We start from the raw sequence: 17,933 nt of genomic DNA, 5'->3' as shown, positions 1-17,933 counted from the left end.
CATGCGGACAGGACGAGACCGTAGGCGCCTTGAACAGTTTGTTGATTTCCGGTGCGTTGCCGGTGTGTGTCCGCCCCCGGGGACAGCCGCGCTACGAGGGCACCCGCGCCGCTCCCAGCAGCGCGTCCCAGTCGGAGAGCTTGACCACGCTCCGCCCCAGCCGCGCCCCGAGCTCGGCCTCCGCCCGCTCGATCGCCAGCCAGCCGTCCCAGGGCACGGGCTCGACGCCCGCCGCACGCAGGGCCGTGACGGGCTCCCCCGGCACATCCGCGCGGCCGAGCGCGGGAGCGTCCGCGAGCAGCGAGGTCACCGTCTCCTTGGCGCAGGGCCGGTTGGTGCCGATGACCCCGGTCGGGCCGCGCTTGATCCAGCCGGCGACGTACTCGCCGGGGGAGGGGACGCCGTCGCGCAGCACCCGGCCCTCCTGGTGCGGAACGGTGCCGCTCGCCGGGTCGAACGGCAGGCCCTCCAGCGGCACCCCGCGGTAGCCCACCGAGCGCAGGACCAACTGGGCGGGCACGTCCTCGTACCGGCCCGTGCCGCTCACGCCGCCCGTCCCGTCCGGTGCCGTCCGCTCGAAGCGCACGGCACCCACCCGGCCGCCGTCGGCGAGCAGCTCCACCGGCCGCAGGAAGAACCGCAGCCGGATCCGCCGCGCGGCGGCCACCGCGGGAGGCCGTGCCGCCCAGTCGCGCAGCACCTCCGCATTGCGGCGCGGTCCCGCCGGCAGCGCGCCGGGATCGGCCTGGTCGAGCGCCAGCTCGGCCTTGTCCACGATCACGTCGGTGTCCGGCAGCCCGCCCAGCTCGCGCAGCTCCTTGGTGGTGAAACGGGCCTGTGCGGGGCCGCGCCGGCCCACCATCTGCACCTCGGTGAGCCCGCTCGCCGCCAGCGTGTCCAGCGCGGCCTGCGGGATGTCCGTCGGCCGCAGCTCCGCCGCACCCCGGACCAGCATCCGGGTGACGTCCACCGCGACGTTGCCCACCCCGATGACGACCGCCGAGCGCACCCCGCGCAGGAAGCCCGCGTCGGCCGCGTCCGGGTGCGCGCTGTACCAGGACACGAACTCGGTCGCCGACCAGCTGCCCGCCAGATCCTCGCCGGGGACCCCCAGCCGCCGGTCGGTGGCCGCGCCCACGCAGTACACCACCGCGTGGTAGAGCTCCCTCAGCCGCTGAGCCGGCAGCCCGCCGGGGCCGCCCACCCGGACCCCGCCGAGGAACCGCACCCGCTCGTGCTCCAGCACCGTCCGCAGGCTGCCCTGGAGCGACTTGATCTTCTCGTGGTCCGGCGCGACGCCGTAGCGGACCAGGCCGTACGGACACGGCAGCCGGTCCAGGACGTCCACCCGGACCTCCGGATCACGCTGAACGAGGCTCTGGGCGGTGTAACACCCACTCGGCCCGGAGCCGACGACGGCGACACGCAGCACTGCGGTACTCCTCGCCCGAAGGAGGGTGTGCGGACGGCTCCAGCATGGCACCGCGGCGGCCCCGGGGGCAGGGGCCGGTGGGGTGACCCGGGTGCGTGTCCATGCGTACGGGTGTGGTCACGACGTTACGTTGCGTGGGTGCCAGAAGCATCCTTTCTTGATCTTCATGATCGGCAGGCGGAGGATGGCGCGGTCTCCGTGTGGCCCGCGTGGCAGGTGCGGGAGCACGACGGCGTCACCTCCTGGTTCCAGGTCCGGCTGGCCTTCTCCGACGGGGCCCGGGTCGACGCCCTTGCCGTGCTGAGCGCGGGGCGCGTCTCCATCGAGGACGTCCAGGCCGAGCCTGCCCTGTCCCTCGCCGACCTGGCGGCGCTCGCCGGCTGGATCGAGGGGCCGCTGTTCGCGGCGTGCGGCGTGGAGGCCGGTGCGGGCAGGGCGTCCGGCCCGGAGCCCGAAGCACGCGCCGCCCTCGGCGTGCTCGCGGATGCGGGCACGGCATGCGCAGGGGACGCCCATGACGTCTTGGCGCCCGGTGTGCGTGTCGATGAGGGCGTGGCCTGCGGTGTGTACGCCGATGACGCCTTGGCGGCGGGAGTGGGCGCCGGTACCGGCGCGGCCTGCGGTGTGCTCGCGGAAGCGGACGTGGCATGCGAGGGGGAGGCCGGTTCCGGTGCGGCAGGCGGTGTGGGCGCGGGCGGAGCGGGTGACGACGTGGACCCGGACGCCGGCGGCCCGTCGGCCGGGGCACTCCGGCCGGCCGCCGGCCCACCCGTCGCCGGCCGTGCCCGGCCGCCCTGGCCGCGTGGCACCGAGGGCCGCCGGCTCGTCGCGCGGGAGTACCGCGCGGCGCAGGACGCGGGCGCCGACCCGGTGCTCGCCGTGATGAACGCGACCGGACGCGGTCGCCGGCGCGCCCTGCGGCTGATCGCCCAGGCACGGGACGCGGGCCTCCTCGCACCCCGTCACGCCCGGCGCTGACGAAGCGGCCGGACCGCGTCAGGGAGTGCCGGGCCGCTCCTCCGTGGCGAAGAACCGGGAGACGTCCCCCTGCCCCGCCCCGGGCTCCGCCTCGGTCTCCGGGGGCACACCCATCTCCCAGTCGAGCCCGTACCGCTGGAACAGCTCCGACCGCAGCACCGGCACGGGCATCGGCACCCCGGGCACCAGCGCCGCGTACACCGCGCCCATCAACAGGGCGCGCAGCATCGGGTAGTCGGCCGAGACGTTCTGCGCGCCGTACCGGGAGACGGTGTCGCTGAGCAGCTCCGCCAGCCGGCGCTGCTCCGGGCACTGCACGAAGCCCTCGGCCTGGAGCAGGCCCGCCATGTGCTGGCGCATCAGCACGGGCCGGTCCCGGGCGAGGCCCAGGATCGCGTCGATGGCCCGGGCCAGCCGCTCCCGGCCGTCCTCGGTGCGCGGCTCCCGTTCCAGCGCCTCCTCCAGCGTCCGGTGCATCAGCCGGTGCACGGCGGACTGCACCAACTGGCGCTTGCCGGGGAAGTAGTACGACACCAGGCCACGCGCCGAACCGGCCCGGTCCGCGATGGCGCCCAGCGTCGTGGCCTCGAACCCGTGCTCGCCGACCAGCTCCACGGCGGCCTGCAGCAGCCGTTCCCGGGAACGCCGCCGCAATTCTTCATTGACCGAGGCGCTGCGCGGGGACATCCTGTAACTCCTGCGTTGACTGGCTGCCAGCCAACTATACTCAACGCAGCGGGTGCCCCCATGCCTGGGGCCTGCCCGGAACAGCCGTCCGTCTGGGGCGACGCGGGGGATCGTCTCAGACGGACGGTGTGGTGTGTCCGCTCGCGGTCGGTGCTCAGCCGACGAGATCCAGCACCGGCAGCAGCGCGTCGGGGCGCTGGGGGGCCGGCAGGTGGTCCACGAAGTGCACCCGGCAGCCGAGCGCGGCGGCGCCGCCGTCCGCCGTCCGGTTGTCGCCGACCATCAGCACCCGCCGCGGATCGGCGCCGAGCGCCTCGCAGGCGACCGCGAACAGCCGCGGATCCGGCTTCTGCACCCCGTGTTCGCACGACAGCACGTACGCGTCCACGTACGCGTCCAGCCCGTGCTCCCGGAAGACCGGGCGCGGATCCCAGCCGATGTTGCTGACCACCCCGACGCCGATGCCGCGTTCGCACAGGGTGCGCAGCACCTCCTCGGCGTCGGGGTAGGGGGTCCAGGCGGCGGGGGCCATGTGACGTTCGTAGAGGGCGTCGTGCAGTCCTGGATCCGGCAGCGGCACCCGCCGGGACAGGCTCGTGTGGGCGGCCCGGTGCAGTTCCGCGCTCTCGTCCCGCACCGCCCAGAGCGCCGCGAGGTCCGCCGGCAGCTCCACCGGCTCCGCGCCGCCCGGCTGTGCGCCGGCCGCCTCAAGAGCCCGCGCGGTGCGGGTCAGTTCGGGCTCGGCCAGCCGGTGACCGGCCTCGTCCAGCACCGCGCGCAGCCATGACTCGGCGGACTCGGTGCGGAACAGCGTCCCGGAGAAGTCGAACAGCACGGCGGTCATGCGCCCGCGCTCCACCGGCCGCGCGACGGTCGCGCCCGGCCGTCACGCGGCCACTCGTGGACGGTCACCGCCGCCGCGACCAGCGCCGCGCCGGCCAGCCACCCGCCGAGCACGTCCGAGGGCCAGTGGACGCCCAGCCACACCCGGGTGACGCCCACACCCAGCACCGAGACGACTGCCGCCGTCACCGCGGTGCGCCACACGGCGGGGCGTGGGCCGTGACGGTGCAGCAGCCACAGCAGCAGGCCGCAGACGACGGTGGCGGTCATCGCGTGACCGGACGGGAAGGCCGCGTAGTGCGCGGAGTCGACCGGGTCGGGCCAGACCGGGCGGGGCCGGCCGACGGCGGACTTCACTGCCTGCTGCACGAGCGTGGCCACCGCGCAGGTGATCGCCAGCCACAGCGCGGACCACCAGGCCGCGCGCCGCCAGACGAGCCACACCGCCGCCGCCGCGCAGACCAGACGCATGGTGGTCGGGTCCCACACCCAGTCCGTCAGTACCCGGAAGACCCGCGTCACCTCGTGGTCGCCGACCGCCCAGCGGTGGGTGGTGCGGGAGACGTCGCCGTCCACGGTGATCAGGGGGTGCCAGCGCAGGGCGACGAGCACCAGCAGCACCAGGAAGCAGGCGCCGAGCGCGGCGGCCAGACGGGCGGCTCTGCGGAGCGCCGTCGGCGGCTCGGCGACGGGGGGCGACGGGGGAGCGGAGGGACGATGGCGCATGCCGTGATCCTTGTGCAAGCGAGGCGCCGTGGCCAAGTCCCCGCGGGGCGGGGCGCCGCGACCACGGCGCCGTCGGGTGGGACCCGCAGGACGGACGGCATCGGCCCAGCCGCCCGCGGCCCAGCCGCCCGCGGCCCGGGCGCCGGCGCCCTCGGCAACGGGCCCACGGGCACCGCACGGGGCGCCGCCCTCAGGCACGTCGGCGCGAGGCGGCCGGCCGCGCACGCGGGGCGGCACACGAGCCTGTGGAGCGGAACCGGGACGTTGGCGGCGACCCGACGGTGCGGCAGCCGGACGTGCCGGGCCCGCGCGTGTCCCTGCTCCCGACCGGGCGGCCGGGGCGCCCAGCCGGGCAACCACCGGCGGCCGGAGTCCGTTTCCCCGCCCGGCGGCAGTGGTGTGCCCACCAGCGGTTCGGCGCGACGTGTCCGTACGACCCCCGGCCGCATGGCCGGACCGCACAGGCCGCCGGGGTCGAACAGCACGGGGGCGGGAGCCGTCCTGGCCGGGTTCCGGCCTCCCGACGGTGCCGCGAGGGTGCGTCTTCCTGACGCTGACGCGGGTGTGTGCCTCGCCGAGCCCGGTCGTCGTCACATCGCCAGCAGCATCGCCACCATGCCGATCCCCATCGACAGCCGGCAGGCCCGGGCCAGCTCGGGGCGGTCGCCCCAGTGCGCCGGGCCGCCCCCGCCCGCCGGGCCTGTTGCGCCCGCCGGGGCGGCGGGCGCGGGGACCAGCCGGGCGCCGGAGAGCAGCACGTAGGCCGCGAAGTACAGCAGCAGGGCGCCGGTGAGCAGCGGCACGCCGGTGCCGCCGTGCCCGTGGTGGGCGGCGGGCGGGGACGCGGCCATCGCCACCGCCATGTAGACCATCGCGGCGCTGCCCACCAGATGGTGCAGATGGTGCGGAGCACCGCGCGCGGCCCACAGCGCGCGCAGGGCCGCCGCGCCGAACACGGCCGCGTACACCGGCCACGCCCATCTCGGCGGTGTGAACACCGCCGTTGGGACGGCCATCGCGGCCATGCCGAAGCCCATCAGCGCCTCGCCGCCCGCGGCCCGGCGCTGTTCCTCGACACCGCTGCGCATCCGCAGCAGGCAGTAGGCCCCGGTCAGCGCGCACAGCGCGACCAGCAGCCAGGCGATCGACACCGGTCCGTGCACGCGCACCTCCACGCTCGACGGTCGGTCGAGGGTGCGATGCCCACCGCCGGCGCAGCGCACGCGAGCGCAAGGGGGTACACGGGGAGCATGGGGGGGAGCACGGTCGGTGACCAGGTTCTCCGCAACTGTTTTACTGGTAAAACACATGCTAAGTTAATGGGTATGAGCAGTGCGACCCCCCACCGTCTTCCCCTCGCCACGACCCTCCGCCTCGGGCGCCCCTCGGACATCTGGTTCAAGCCCGCGCTGAGCGTGGTGGCCGCGGTCGCCCCGCCCAACCTCACCCTGCTCGCCCTCGGCCGCCTCGACCTCGCCATGTACACGATGGCCGGCTCCCTGTGCGCGCTCTACGGCCACAACCGGCCCTACGCCGCCCGGGCCCGCACGCTCGTCCGGGTGGTGCTCGGCATGGTCGGCGGCCTCGCCGTCTCCCTGCTCGCCGCCGCGCTCACCACGAACGCCGTCGTCCTCGTCACCGTCGGCGCCGTCCTCGCGGCGGTCCAGAAGACCGTGTGCGACGCCACCCGGATCGGACCGCCCGGCAACGTGGTCCTCACTTTCATCAGCTCCGCCTCGCTGTTCGCACCGCAGACCCCCGGCCAGGTCCCCGGCCACGTCGGCCTCGCCCTGGCCGCCGGCGCCTGGGCCTGGCTGGTCGGTATGGCCCCCGGGCTGCTCCGCCCGCACGGCCCCGAGCGCCGCGCCACCGCCCAGGCCCTGAACGCCGCCGCCGCGTACGCCGAGACGCGCGGCACCGCCGACGGCCACGCCCGGGCCCGCGCCGCGACCGCCGCCGCGATCCACGCCGCCTGGCAGTCGCTGCTCGCCGCCGGCGCCCGCCCCGACCGCACCCGGCGCGCCCTCGAGCAGCTCGTCGTGCGCGCCGAGGTCGCCCTGGCCGCGCCCGCCGACACCGACCCCGTCCGGCTGCGGGCCTGGGCCCGTGACCTGCGCGGCACCGGCCGCGTCCCGCGCGTCGAGACGCCGCGCGAGTCCGCCGACGAACTCCTCGGTCTGGCCGCCGAACAGGCCCTGCCGGCCCGCTCGCCGTGGCACCGCCTGGCCCCGCTCGCCCCGCTCGCCGTGCGCACCGCGCTCGGCTGTGCCCTCGCCGGATACGCCGCCCTCGCGCTGGGTGTCGGCCGCCCCTACTGGGCGCTGGTCACCGCGGCCTCGCTCTACCAGGCCAACGTCACCCTCACCTGGAGCCGGGGCGTCCAGCGGGTCGTCGGCAACCTCCTCGGCGTCGTCCTCTTCGCCGCGCTCGCCCCGCTCACCCATCTGCACCCCGCCGCCCTGGTGCTGTGCTGCGTCGCCCTCAACTTCGGCGCGGAGGCGCTGATCGGCCGGAACTACTGGCTGGGCAGCGTCTGCGTCACCCCGATGGCCCTGCTCATCACCGAGTTCGCCCGCACCCAGGACGCGACCGAGCTGATCACCGACCGGATCGTGGACACCCTCATCGGCGCCCTGGTCGGCTTCCTCGCCGCCGTCGCCGTCACCAACCGGCGCGCGGGCGACCGCCTGGAGCAGGCCCTGACCGCCGCGGAACGGGCCCGCGAGCACGCCGCCCGCCTGCTCGCCGGGCCGCCCGCCGAGCCCCGTGCGCTGGAGTCCGCCCGCCGAACCCTCGCCGCCGCCCTCGTCGATCTGCGCGCCACGGCCGACGCCGCCGCCGGCGAGTGGTGGCAGCGCGCCCTGCCCGAGGAACGGCTCGTGCTCACCGAGCAGGCCGGACACCGTACGCTCGCGGCGACGGTACGGCGGCAGGGCCTCGTGCCGCAGGACCCGGACGGCCACCAGGCCCCGGGCCTCGACCAGGACCGCGACCGGGTCCAGGACCCGGGCTGGACGACGGAGGACATACGGCCATGACGGCGACGAACGGCGGACCGACGCCCGGAAGCGACGCGACCGGTACCAGGCCCGGGCCCGGCACCGTCCCCGCGCGCGACGACACCGTCTCCGCCGTCGTCCGCCAGTGGCGGGCCGTCCACCCCGAGCTGGACACCGGGCCGATGCAGATCATCGGCCGGATCAACCGCTGCGCCGCCCTGCTCCAGCAGGCCGAGGACGCCCCGCTGCGCCGGGCCGGCCTGAGCCGCGCCGAGTTCGACCTGCTCGGCGCGCTCCGCCGCACCGGACACGAGCTGACCCCGGGCGAACTGGCCCGGGAGACCTTCTCCTCCGGAGCCGCCGTCACCAAGCGGATCAAGCAGCTGACCGAGCGCGGCCTGGTCGAGCGGCGCGGTGACACCCGCGACCGCCGCGTGGCCCACGTCCGCCTCACCGACACCGGCCGTGACCTGGTCGACGGCATCCTCCCCGAGCAACTCGCCTACGAGACGGCCGTACTGTCCGTCCTCGACCCGGGCGGACAGGGCGAACTCGCCGGCCTCCTCGCCGAGTTGCTCAGCCGCCTGGAGGGCCGGGCGGGGGGCCTTCGGGCGTAGCGGGGCCTGCCGCCGCGTTCCCGTCCCGGCGTGCCTCCCGGCCCCGGGCGTACCGCGGCGTGTTCCAATCGGGCATGGCATCGTCCTGGACTGGTGAACGGGTACGCCTGCGTGCCATCGAGCCCGACGACTGGACGGCGTTCGCCCGCCTCGCCGACGACGGGCGGCGCGTGGGCCGGCTGGACCTGCCCCGGTCCGCCGAGAGTTACCGTGCGTGGGCGAAGGAGCAGGCCGTCGCCGGGTGCGACGGCGACCGCTTCCGGCTGGCGGTCGAGTCGACGGCCGGGCAGGAGCTGGTCGGCACGGTCGCCTCGCACCGCACCGGCCGTCACTCGGGCTGGTTCGAGTTCGATGTCGCGATCGGGGCCGAGCACCGGCGCAGGGGCTACGCCGCGGAGGCCCTGACGCTGCTGCTGCGCTTCATGTTCGAGGAGCGGCGCTACCACAAGTGCGTGGCGGTGATCCACGCCCGCAACGAGGCGTCGCTGGCGCTCACACGCCGGCTCGGCTTCACCGAGGAGGGGCGGTTGCGGGAGCACGTCTTCTTCGCCGGCCGGCACCACGACCTCGTCGTGATGGGCCTGCTCGCCGACGAGTTCGCCCGGCGGCACACGATGAGCGGACCCTGACGGGCGAGCCGGTCACCCGGGGCGGGACCGCACCGGGTCCCGCGCGGTGGCGCGCAGGCGCAGGCCGGGGGTCGCCAGACCCTCGAAGGTGGTGACCCGGAAGCCGGGTTCCGGTCCGGTCGGCTCGCTCAAGCGGTGACGGCGTGCCGTGTGCGCGGTCAGGAGCGTCAGCATCGCCATGGCCAGCGCTGCTCCCTCGCAGCCGTGCGGCCCGGTGCCGAAGGCGAGGAAGGGCCCGGGATCGGCCGGCGAGCTAGAACCGTCGAGCCAGCGCTCGGGCCGGAACCGGTCCGGCTCGGCGTGTTCCCGTGCGTCCCGGTGCGCGGTGTAGGGGCAGACGAGAACGGTGGACCCGGCGTCGAGGGTGTAGCCGGCGAGCTCGGTGCGCCGTGCGGTCCGCCGGGTCAGCAGCCAGCTCGGGGGGTAGAGCCGGAGCACCTCGCGTACCAGTGCCTGGGTGTAGCGCAGTTCGTCCAGGTGGGCGCTGGTCGTCGCTGCGGGGTCGGCGGGCAGCACGGCGGCTTCGCCCGCGACGCGGTCCGCCGCCCGCGGGTGCCGGGCCAGGTGGAGCAGGATCCATCCGGCTGCCCGGGTGGGTGCCTCGAAGGTGGCGACCGTGATTCCGGGGAGGGTGTCGAGGACGGCCTCCTCCGGCAGCGGGCCGTAGCGCGAGGACGGCTGGAGCATCTGCCCGAGCACGTCGTCGCCGGGCCGGCCCGACGCGAGGCGCCGGCGGACGATGGGCCGCAGGGCGTCGGTGAAGGCGGCCTGCTGCCGTGTGCGGAACCGCCGTGCCGGTGTGGGGACCCACCGCGGCCATTCCCAGCGGGAGGGACGTACGAGCACTTCCCGGGCCAGGAAGAGCCGTGCGGCGAACGGCAGCAGGGCCGGAGCGTCCTCGGAGAACAGGTAGCGGACGCCGATCTCCGCGAGGGCGTGCCGGGCCGCGGGCAGGACCTCGACGTCCTGGCCCGTGGGCCACTGGTCGGCGAAGAGAGCGGCTCCGGGCGCGATCTCGCCGACCCGGGCCGCGACCGCCTGCGCGCGCAGTCCGCGCATGCGGGCGGCGTGGGCGTGCAGACGCTCCTGAGCCGTCGGCGCCCCGTTCGACGACGGAGGGAACAGTGGCGAGGGCGCCTTGGGGAAGTCCTCGGCGCGACGCAGCACCGCCTCGCACGGCCCGGCCGCGGCGGCCACGTAGACACCCGGCTCCAGCTGCCAGACGTCCCCGCACTCGTCCAGGCCCCGGCGTGCCTCCGCCAGCCGGTCACGGCTCCAGGCCGCGAAGCCGCCTCCGGGCAGCCGCGGGGGCTCATTCATCCGGCTCATGAGATCGTCCCCGACCCTCGTACCTGTCCAGGGCGATGCCCTCGGCAGCGTGGCTCACGGCCGGCGGGCACCCGGGGGCGCCCGCCGGGAGTGCCCTCAGACTCAGTCGCCGGCGTACGCGTCCCACTCGTGGGATCCGTACGCACCGTAGCGGCGGGTGAAGGACAGCTTGCCGAGCAGCTTGGCGATCATGATGCGCTCCTCTCGCCTGTCTGAGCCCGTCCAGCCGGGGAGTCCGATGAACCCACCAGCGCCAGATGCCACAATCGCCATCTTTCCAGCACATGCCGTATATGTCATATCCGGACGGCACGTGCACCGACCAGGGCGGAGCCTAGATCCCCGGCCGGTACCGCAGGGGGTGGTCCGGCGGGATCTCCACCAGGACGATCGGGGTGCCGTCCGGGTCGGCGATCCACATCTCGACCAGGCCCCACGGCTCCCGCACCGGGGGCCGCACGATCTCGACGCCACGCGCCCGCAGCTCCTCGCCCGCGGCCTTCACGTCCTCGACCTGCAACCACAGCCGCGCCGCGGGCGAGGACGGGCCCTCGGACCGGCCGGAGACCTCGAGGAAACCGCCGCCGAGGAAGTAGACCGTGCCGCGCTCGGGCCCGGTACCGAACTCGCGGTAGACGGACAGCCCCAGCTGCTCGCCGTAGAAGGCGCGGGAGCGCTCGGGGTCGGTGGGCCGGAGCAGGATCCGGCTGCTGAGTACATGCACCATGCGGGGGGAGCCTAGCGGCAGCGTTACCCTCGTCCCTGGCTCAGCCACGCCCGAGATCGGAGACCGCAACCATGGACGCCACCGCCACCGGACTCACCTTCCGGGACGCCACCGACGCCGACGCCGACGCCCTCGTGGCACTGATCGAGTCGGCGTACCGGGGGGACGACAGCCGGGCCGGGTGGACGACCGAGGCGGACCTCCTGGAGGGTCAGCGGACCGATCCGCAGGGCGTGCTGGAGGTGATCAAGGCCCCCGGCAGCCGGCTGCTGACCGCCGAGCGGGACGGCCGTGTCGTCGCGTGCTGCCAGCTGGAACACCGCGGTGACCACGCCTACTTCGGCATGTTCGCGGTCAGTCCCGCCCTGCAGGGCGCGGGCCTCGGCAAGGTCGTCATGGCGGAGGCGGAGCGCCTGGCCAGGGAGACCTGGGGAGTCACCGAGATGCAGATGACGGTGATCTCCCAGCGGGAGGACCTGATCGCCTGGTACGAGCGCCGCGGTTACCGCCGTACGGGCCGGACGCAGCCGTTCCCGTACGGCGACGAGCGCTTCGGCGTCCCGCTCCGCTCCGACCTGCGGTTCGAGCTGCTGGTCAAGCCGCTGGTGTGAGGCCGCGCCAGGCGTCCGGGCACGGGCCCGGACGCCTGGGTCAGGCGGTGAACCGGCCCGTGCGCTTGATCTCGGGATAGTCGGTCGTCGCCCCGTCCAGCTCCAGGGCGCGGACCAGCCGCAGCTGGTCCTGCGTGTTGACGACCCAGCCGATGATCCGCAGCCCGGACGCGCGCGCGTGCTCGACGATCTCCAGGGTGAGCCGGCGGATGTCGAGACTCACCGTGGCGGCGCCCGCGGCCACGGCGCGGTCCACCACGTCGGTGCCGTACCGGCTCGCGACCAGCGCGGTGCGCACGCCCGGCACCAGCCGCGCGATCTCGGCGACCGCGTCGTCCTGGAACGACGACACCTCGACCCGCGCCGTCAGATCACGCGCGCGCATCACCTCGGCCAGTGCCCGCGCCGCGGCCACGTCCTCGATCCGGGCCTGCAACGGGGTGTCGACCGCTTCCAGCACCTCCTCGAACACCGGCACCCGCTCCCCGCGGCCCGCGTCCAGGGCGCGCAGCTCCGCGAGGGTCTTCTCCGCGACCGGTCCGGAGCCGTCGGTCGTACGGTCCACCTCCGCGTCGTGCATGACGACCAGGGCGCCGTCCTTGCTGAGGTGCAGATCGAGTGCGATCAGGTCCAGGCCGGCCTGCTGCGCGGCGACGAAGGAACGGAGGGTGTTCTCGGGCTCGACGCCCATGACACCGCGATGTCCGATGGTAAGGAAGTTCAAGGTCAACTCGCTTCCGTCGACGGCGGCTCGGCGACGCGCGGACCGACGGCCCCCGTACCGGACGTCGTCGTCCACGCGGCAGGCTCGCAGCCTAGTGGCCGGGCCGCGCGTTGGACCCGTGGCTGCACCGGGGCTTCCGGCGCCCGGACGGCCGCCCGCCGGCCGGTACCCATCGGACCATGGCCGCTCCCGGCTCGCACGTTGTCGCTGAAGTGAGCGCCGTCACGGTTTACCACAGGAAAAATGTCGGTGACCAAGGGGGTCGACAGAACAATTTCCCGATTCTGCTCTTGCTGAGAGAAACCGGGTATGCATACGGTGTCTCTACGCGAGGTTCTCCTGTGGAGGATGGGACATGACGGAAATTCTTGTGCAGTCGGGTGTGGAGGATCAGGTTTCTCCGCTGACCAGGGTGGTGGAGCACCCGGCCTGGCCCGTGCTCAAGGATGCCGTGGAGCGGATCCGTCCATGGCAGTCGAAGGACGGATCGATCGACTTCGACGCCGAGGGCGCCCCCGGGCGGGCCGACGCCATGGCGGCCGTGGAGCGTGTCGCCGACGCGGTCGGGCGGCTCTCCCCGCTCCTCCCGCACGACGCCGCCTACCACGAGGCACTGGTGCGGGACCTGCGCCGCTGGGCCGAGGGCGGCTTCCAGGTCCCGGACTTCCTGGACTCCCTGCTGGCCTTCAACCCGGCCGCGAACCGCGCCGACGGCCTGCAGCACCTGGTCGTCTTCCCGATGTACACGCAGAACGGCAACCCGGACCGCAACCTGGAGGCGGTCGTCCTGCGCATGGTCTGGCCGGACTGGCTGGCCGAGCTGGAGCGCACCCGGTACGACAACCCGCTCTTCTGCGGCATCACCTTCGAGGACTTCACCTCGGGCTACGACACCAACTCCGCCGTGCTCTTCCCGGAGACGATCGCCGTGCGTGAGGCGCCGGAACGTTTCTCCTGGGGTGGCATCTTCTGCGACCGCGAGGCCGCCCGCTTCCGCCGCGTGACCGAGGCCGCCGTCGACCTGCTGGGCCTCGAACTGCCCGAGGACATCGCCGCGATGGTCCACGACCAGAAGCGCTGCGAAGAGGCCTTCGTGCTCTGGGACATGGTCCACGACCGCACCCACAGCCACGGCGACCTGCCGTTCGACCCGTTCATGATCAAGCAGCGCCAGCCGTTCTGGATGTACGGCCTGGAGGAGCTGCGCTGTGACCTCACCGCCTTCAGGGAGGCCGTGAAGCTCCAGGCGGACGGCGTCCCGCAGGCCCGTGACGTGCAGTACGCGGTCCTCTTCGACCGCATGTTCCGCTTCCCGGTCACCGGCGACCGCAACCGCAACTACGACGGCCTCGGCGGTCAGCTGCTCTTCGCCTACCTGCACAAGCACGACGTCGTCCGCTGGACCGACAACAAGCTCTCCATCGACTGGGAGCGCGCCCCGCAGGTCACCAACCAGCTGTGCGCCGAGATAGAGAAGCTCTACCGGGACGGCATCGACCGCCCGAAGCTGGTGCACTGGTTCGCCGGCTACCAGCTGGTCTCCACCTACCTCGCCCCGCACCCCGGCTCCAGGTGGGCCAAGGGCCCCGACGCCCTGGACCTGACCCAGCCCCCGCGCAAGCTCGTGGACGACGTGCTTCCGGACGAGTTTCCGCTGAGCATGTTCTATGAGGCCCTGTCCAAGAAGCTGAAGAACGTGATCGCCTCCACCAAGGGCATCACGGCGGACACCGCCGAGCGGATCGCCGCGTGAGCGACCGCGTCGTCCGGAACACTGCTTCAGAGGGGAAGAACATGGGGAACGCGACGAACGGACCGCTCAGCGGCGCGGTGATCGCGGTGGCCGGTGCGGGGGGACCCGCCGGGCGCGCGGCGCTGATGCGGCTCGCCGAGGCCGGGGCGACCGTCGTCGGGGCGGACAACGACCCGCAGCGGCTCTCCGAGGCCGTCGACGCGGCCCGGTACGCCTCCGGTGGCGCGACCGTCACCGGTGACACGGTGGACCTGCTCGACCTGCAGTCCACCCGGGACTGGGCCGCGCACATCGAGAAGGACTTCGGCCGGGTCGACGGGCTCGTGCACCTGGTGGGCGGCTGGCGGGGCAGCGAGACGTTCACCAAGACCAGCCTGGACGACTGGGACTTCCTGGAGCTGCTGCTCGTCAAGACCGTGCAGCACACCTCCCTCGCCTTCCACGAGGCGCTGCAGCGCAGCGAGCGCGGCCGGTACGTGCTGATCAGCGCGGCCGGCGCGTCGAAGCCGACCGCCGGCAACGCCGCGTACTCCGCGGCCAAGGCCGCCGCCGAGGCGTGGACGCTGGCCATGGCCGACTACTTCCGCAAGGCGGGCGGCGCCGAGGGGCCGACGTCCGCGGCTACCATCCTGGTGGTGAAGGCGCTGGTGCACGAGGCGATGCGTGCCGAACGCCCCAACGCGAAGTTCGCGGGCTTCACGGACGTCAAGGACCTGGCCGAGGCCATCGAGGGCGTCTGGAGCAAGCCCGCCGCGGAAGTGAACGGAAACCGTCTGTGGCTGACCGAGAAGCCGTGAACCCTCCGAAGACCGACGCGCGCCGCCACCACGACCCGCAGGTCCGCGGTTTCGCCAGTGACAACTACGCCGGCGCGCACCCGGAGGTGCTGGCCGCCCTGGCCCTGGCGAACGGCGGCCACCAGGTGGCGTACGGCGAGGACGACTACACCGAGAACCTGCAGCGGATCATCCGGAGCCACTTCGGGGCCACCGCGCAGGCCTTCCCGGTGTTCAACGGCACCGGCGCGAACGTGGTCGCGCTCCAGGCGGTCACGGACCGCTGGGGCGCGGTGATCTGCGCCGAGAGCGCGCACATCAACGTGGACGAGGGCGGTGCGCCCGAGCGCATGGGCGGGCTCAAGCTGCTCACCGTGCCGACACCGGACGGCAAGCTCACGCCCGAGCTGATCGACCGGCAGGCCTGGGGCTGGGAGGACGAGCACCGGGCGATGCCCCAGGTGGTGTCGATCACCCAGAGCACCGAGCTGGGCACCCTCTACACGCCCGAGGAGATCCGCGCGATCTGCGAGCACGCCCACGCGCGCGGCATGAGGGTGCATCTGGACGGCTCCCGGATAGCCAACGCGGCCGCTTCCCTGGACGTGCCCATGCGGACGTTCACCAACGCGGTCGGCGTCGACATCCTCTCCCTGGGCGGCACGAAGAACGGCGCCGTGTTCGGCGAGGCGGTCGTCGTGCTCAACCAGGACGCGGTGCGGCAGATGAAGCACCTGCGGAAGATGTCGATGCAGCTGGCCTCCAAGATGCGTTTCGTCTCCGTGCAGTTGGAGGCGCTCCTCGCCAAGGACCTGTGGCTGCGCAACGCCCGGCACGCCAACGAGATGGCCCAGCGGCTCGCCGAGGGCGTCCGCGCGGTGCACGGCGTGGAGATCCTCTACCCGGTGCAGGCCAACGGTGTCTTCGCCAAGCTGCCGCACGACGTGAGCGAGCGGCTCCAGAAGCGGTTCCGGTTCTACTTCTGGGACGAGGGCGCCGGGGTGGTGCGCTGGATGTGCTCCTTCGACACCACGGAGGACGACGTCGACACGTTCGTGGCGGCGCTGAAGGAGGAGATGGCGCGCTAGTGCCGTATCAGGCGGACGTCCGCCAGATGTTCGCCGCCTACGACCTGGCCAAGAGCGAGCGCCTGCCAGCCCGCATAGATATGCGGTCACCCGTAAAGTGATTGACTCCCGAGTGATCGCGTTCCTATGCTCTGCGGGCATGGAGCTCATCCAGGACACCGCCGATCTGTCCGCCTACCTGGCCGCCGATGACGTCATCGACCACCATCACCCGGTGGTCCGGGAGACCGCCGCCCGCCTGGCGGCGGAGGCCTCCGACTCGTATGACTATGCGCGGGCCGCCTATGAGTTCGTCCGGGACGCCATCCCGCACTCCCAGGACTCGGGCGACCTCCGCGTCACCTGGCGCGCCTCCGACGTGCTGGCCCTCGGTACGGGCATCTGCTACGCCAAGTCCCATGCCCTGGCCGCCCTGTTGCGGGCCGAGGACATCCCGGCCGCCCTGTGCTACCAGCGGTTGGGGGACGACGAGGGCGGGCACGCGGTCCACGGACTGGTCGCCGTCCGCTTCCGCGGCGCCTGGCACCGGCAGGACCCCCGTGGCAACAAGCCGGGTGTCGACGCCCGGTTCTCGCTGGACGGCGAGCGGCTGGCCTGGACCCCGGACCCCGCGTCCCACGAGGTGGACTATCCGCTCCTGTACGCCGCACCGCACCCGGCCGTCCTCGCCGCCCTGCGGGCCGCACCGGACCGGCCCCACCTGTGGCGGACGCTTCCCGACAGGCTGTGAGCGGAACTGCCGAGCCGGGGGCGTGCCGGGAGGATGAACGTGTCCGGTGAGCGGCTCGAAGGAGGAGAGCCACAAGGCGACTGACGCGCTGGTCGACTCGACTGCGATGCCCTCGGACCTGACCACCCTGTACCGGGTGATCCACAAAGTGTCGGGCTGGTGGTGGCCGTCTGTCCGCGCTGGCGGGCCCCGGACGTGAACCGGTGGCCGGTCGGAGCCGGGGGTGTGGTGCGGGCCGAGCCCCCGGGAGGGACCCCGGTCCGCGCCGCAGGGCTCAGTGGGCGGCGGCTGTGCGCAGTTCCTCGGTCGTCGGTGCGCTGCCGCCCAGGTGGGTGGGGAGCCACCAGGTGTCCTCCGGGCCCTTGGGGCGGCCCGGGTACGCGCGCTGGGCGGCGTCCAGGAGTTCCTGGACGCGTTCGCGCAGGCGGCGGGTGATCGCGCCGGCGTACTGGTCGCGCGGTGCCTCCACCGGCTCGCCGACGCGGACGGTGACGGGCAGGTGGTCGCGCTTGAAGTTGCGGGGGTGGCCCTTCGTCCACAGCCGCTGCGTGCCCCACACCGCCATCGGGACCAGCGGGACGCCCGCCTCCTGGGCGAGCCGGGCCGCGCCCGACTTGAAGCTCTTCAGCGTGAACGACTGCGAGATCGTCGCCTCCGGGAACACCCCGATGACCTCGCCGGAGCGCAGCGAGTCCAGCGCGTGCGCGTACGCCGCCTCGCCCTGTGCGCGGTCCACCGGGATGTGCTTCATGCTCCGCATCAGCGGCCCGGAGACCTTGTGCCGGAACACCGACTCCTTCGCCATGAACCGCACCAGGCGCTTCTGCGGCAGCGCGGCCAGGCCGTTGAAGATGAAGTCCAGGTAGCTGATGTGATTGCTCACCAGGACCGCGCCGCCCGTGCGCGGGATGTTCTCCGACCCCTGGCAGTCGATCTTCAGGTCCCAGACCTTGAACATCGTCTTGGCGAAACCGATGACGGGACGGTAGACCAGCTCTGCCATGGGCGGGGTGGACCCTTTCTGCTCTGCTCGGGAAAGGGGCTCCCGGCGGGAAAGTTACGCAGCCGTAGGTTTACGGCGTCTCGCAGATCGTGCCCGAAGAACGGACGGGGAGCCAGTCCTGGTGCCCCGCGGCGGCGAGATCCTCGTCACGTCGGCCTACATCCCACCGTGGATCCTCATGTTCCTTTACTCCACACGTGTCGTGGTTCCCCGTGAAGGGGGGAACATGCCGGACCACCGTGACGGCTGCCGCCGCGTCAGGCCCCCGGGAATCATCGCGG

The 17,933-nt window shown here is 73.5% G+C and carries 18 protein-coding genes; 9 read left to right on the top strand and 9 right to left on the bottom strand.

The genetic code is table 11. From position 1 onward, the window contains the following. Positions 1-91: 91 nt before the first annotated feature. Positions 92-1,432 (bottom strand): FAD-dependent oxidoreductase, encoded by a 1,341-nt coding sequence (locus tag AB0946_RS18015; protein ID WP_366761563.1) that lies wholly within the window; start codon positions 1,430-1,432, stop codon positions 92-94. Positions 1,433-1,459: 27 nt separating this feature from the next. Here AB0946_RS18015 and AB0946_RS18010 point away from each other — a divergent pair, with 27 nt between their 5' ends. Next, positions 1,460-2,410, top strand: a complete 951-nt coding sequence (locus AB0946_RS18010) for a DUF6214 family protein (protein WP_366761562.1) — start codon at positions 1,460-1,462, stop codon at positions 2,408-2,410. Between the two features lie 18 nt (positions 2,411-2,428). Here AB0946_RS18010 and AB0946_RS18005 read toward each other — a convergent pair whose 3' ends face one another. The 4 genes from AB0946_RS18005 to AB0946_RS17990 all read right to left on the bottom strand — a co-directional run bounded on the left by AB0946_RS18005 (position 2,429) and on the right by AB0946_RS17990 (position 5,829). Next, the gene (locus tag AB0946_RS18005) at positions 2,429-3,097 is read right to left on the bottom strand and encodes a helix-turn-helix domain-containing protein (protein ID WP_366761561.1); all 669 of its coding nucleotides are present in this window, start codon (positions 3,095-3,097) and stop codon (positions 2,429-2,431) included. Positions 3,098-3,251: 154 nt separating this feature from the next. Then, the gene (locus AB0946_RS18000) at positions 3,252-3,941 is read right to left on the bottom strand and encodes an HAD-IA family hydrolase (protein WP_366761560.1); all 690 of its coding nucleotides are present in this window, start codon (positions 3,939-3,941) and stop codon (positions 3,252-3,254) included. Then, positions 3,938-4,666 carry a phosphatase PAP2 family protein gene (locus tag AB0946_RS17995; protein ID WP_366761559.1) on the bottom strand — a complete coding sequence of 243 codons (729 nt, stop codon included), beginning with the start codon at positions 4,664-4,666 and terminating at the stop codon, positions 3,938-3,940. The genes AB0946_RS18000 and AB0946_RS17995 overlap by 4 nt, the downstream gene beginning before the upstream one ends. A gap of 590 nt (positions 4,667-5,256) precedes the next feature. Next, positions 5,257-5,829, bottom strand: coding sequence for a DUF5134 domain-containing protein (locus AB0946_RS17990; RefSeq protein WP_366761558.1), 573 nt, complete (start codon positions 5,827-5,829; stop codon positions 5,257-5,259). A 162-nt stretch (positions 5,830-5,991) separates the two neighbouring features. Between AB0946_RS17990 and AB0946_RS17985 the strand changes: the two genes are divergently transcribed. The 3 genes from AB0946_RS17985 to AB0946_RS17975 all read left to right on the top strand — a co-directional run bounded on the left by AB0946_RS17985 (position 5,992) and on the right by AB0946_RS17975 (position 8,911). Further along, positions 5,992-7,704, top strand: a complete 1,713-nt coding sequence (locus AB0946_RS17985; RefSeq protein ID WP_366761557.1) for an FUSC family protein — start codon at positions 5,992-5,994, stop codon at positions 7,702-7,704. Continuing rightward, complete coding sequence (locus AB0946_RS17980; protein ID WP_366761556.1) at positions 7,701-8,282, top strand: MarR family transcriptional regulator; 582 nt, start codon at positions 7,701-7,703, stop codon at positions 8,280-8,282. The genes AB0946_RS17985 and AB0946_RS17980 overlap by 4 nt, the downstream gene beginning before the upstream one ends. 74 nt (positions 8,283-8,356) lie before the next feature. After that, the gene (locus AB0946_RS17975; RefSeq protein ID WP_366761555.1) at positions 8,357-8,911 is read left to right on the top strand and encodes a GNAT family protein; all 555 of its coding nucleotides are present in this window, start codon (positions 8,357-8,359) and stop codon (positions 8,909-8,911) included. A 12-nt stretch (positions 8,912-8,923) separates the two neighbouring features. Here AB0946_RS17975 and AB0946_RS17970 read toward each other — a convergent pair whose 3' ends face one another. Together AB0946_RS17970 and AB0946_RS17965 are read right to left on the bottom strand one after the other, a co-directional pair. Beyond that, positions 8,924-10,231: a cytochrome P450 gene (locus AB0946_RS17970; protein WP_366761554.1), complete on the bottom strand. Its 1,308-nt coding sequence runs from the start codon at positions 10,229-10,231 to the stop codon at positions 8,924-8,926. Positions 10,232-10,574: 343 nt separating this feature from the next. Further along, positions 10,575-10,967 carry a VOC family protein gene (locus AB0946_RS17965; protein ID WP_366761553.1) on the bottom strand — a complete coding sequence of 131 codons (393 nt, stop codon included), beginning with the start codon at positions 10,965-10,967 and terminating at the stop codon, positions 10,575-10,577. 71 nt (positions 10,968-11,038) lie between these two features. Here AB0946_RS17965 and AB0946_RS17960 point away from each other — a divergent pair, with 71 nt between their 5' ends. Next, positions 11,039-11,578 carry a GNAT family N-acetyltransferase gene (locus AB0946_RS17960; protein ID WP_366761552.1) on the top strand — a complete coding sequence of 180 codons (540 nt, stop codon included), beginning with the start codon at positions 11,039-11,041 and terminating at the stop codon, positions 11,576-11,578. Positions 11,579-11,618: 40 nt separating this feature from the next. Here AB0946_RS17960 and AB0946_RS17955 read toward each other — a convergent pair whose 3' ends face one another. After that, on the bottom strand, positions 11,619-12,302 hold the full coding sequence (locus tag AB0946_RS17955) for a glycerophosphodiester phosphodiesterase family protein (RefSeq protein WP_366761551.1): 684 nt from the start codon (positions 12,300-12,302) through the stop codon (positions 11,619-11,621). A 355-nt stretch (positions 12,303-12,657) separates the two neighbouring features. On the opposite strand from AB0946_RS17955, the gene AB0946_RS17950 reads away from it, so the two are divergent. The 4 genes from AB0946_RS17950 (at position 12,658) to AB0946_RS17935 (ending at position 16,649) form a co-directional block, all read left to right on the top strand. After that, positions 12,658-14,055, top strand: coding sequence for a DUF6421 family protein (locus AB0946_RS17950; protein WP_366761550.1), 1,398 nt, complete (start codon positions 12,658-12,660; stop codon positions 14,053-14,055). Between the two features lie 41 nt (positions 14,056-14,096). Further along, positions 14,097-14,852, top strand: coding sequence for an SDR family oxidoreductase (locus AB0946_RS17945; protein ID WP_366761549.1), 756 nt, complete (start codon positions 14,097-14,099; stop codon positions 14,850-14,852). Then, positions 14,849-15,919 (top strand): low specificity L-threonine aldolase, encoded by a 1,071-nt coding sequence (locus AB0946_RS17940; protein WP_366761548.1) that lies wholly within the window; start codon positions 14,849-14,851, stop codon positions 15,917-15,919. The genes AB0946_RS17945 and AB0946_RS17940 overlap by 4 nt, the downstream gene beginning before the upstream one ends. A 139-nt stretch (positions 15,920-16,058) precedes the next feature. Then, complete coding sequence (locus tag AB0946_RS17935; protein WP_366761547.1) at positions 16,059-16,649, top strand: transglutaminase family protein; 591 nt, start codon at positions 16,059-16,061, stop codon at positions 16,647-16,649. Between the two features lie 274 nt (positions 16,650-16,923). Here AB0946_RS17935 and AB0946_RS17930 read toward each other — a convergent pair whose 3' ends face one another. Continuing rightward, positions 16,924-17,652, bottom strand: a complete 729-nt coding sequence (locus AB0946_RS17930; protein WP_366761546.1) for a lysophospholipid acyltransferase family protein — start codon at positions 17,650-17,652, stop codon at positions 16,924-16,926. Between the last annotated feature and the right edge of the window lie 281 nt (positions 17,653-17,933).

This window comes from Streptomyces sp. NPDC046870 (assembly GCF_040704595.1).
In the GTDB taxonomy this organism is placed as follows: domain Bacteria; phylum Actinomycetota; class Actinomycetes; order Streptomycetales; family Streptomycetaceae; genus Streptomyces; species Streptomyces argyrophylli.
Note: the sequence above shows the minus strand (reverse complement) of the source record. Positions and strands in the feature narration are given on the sequence as shown.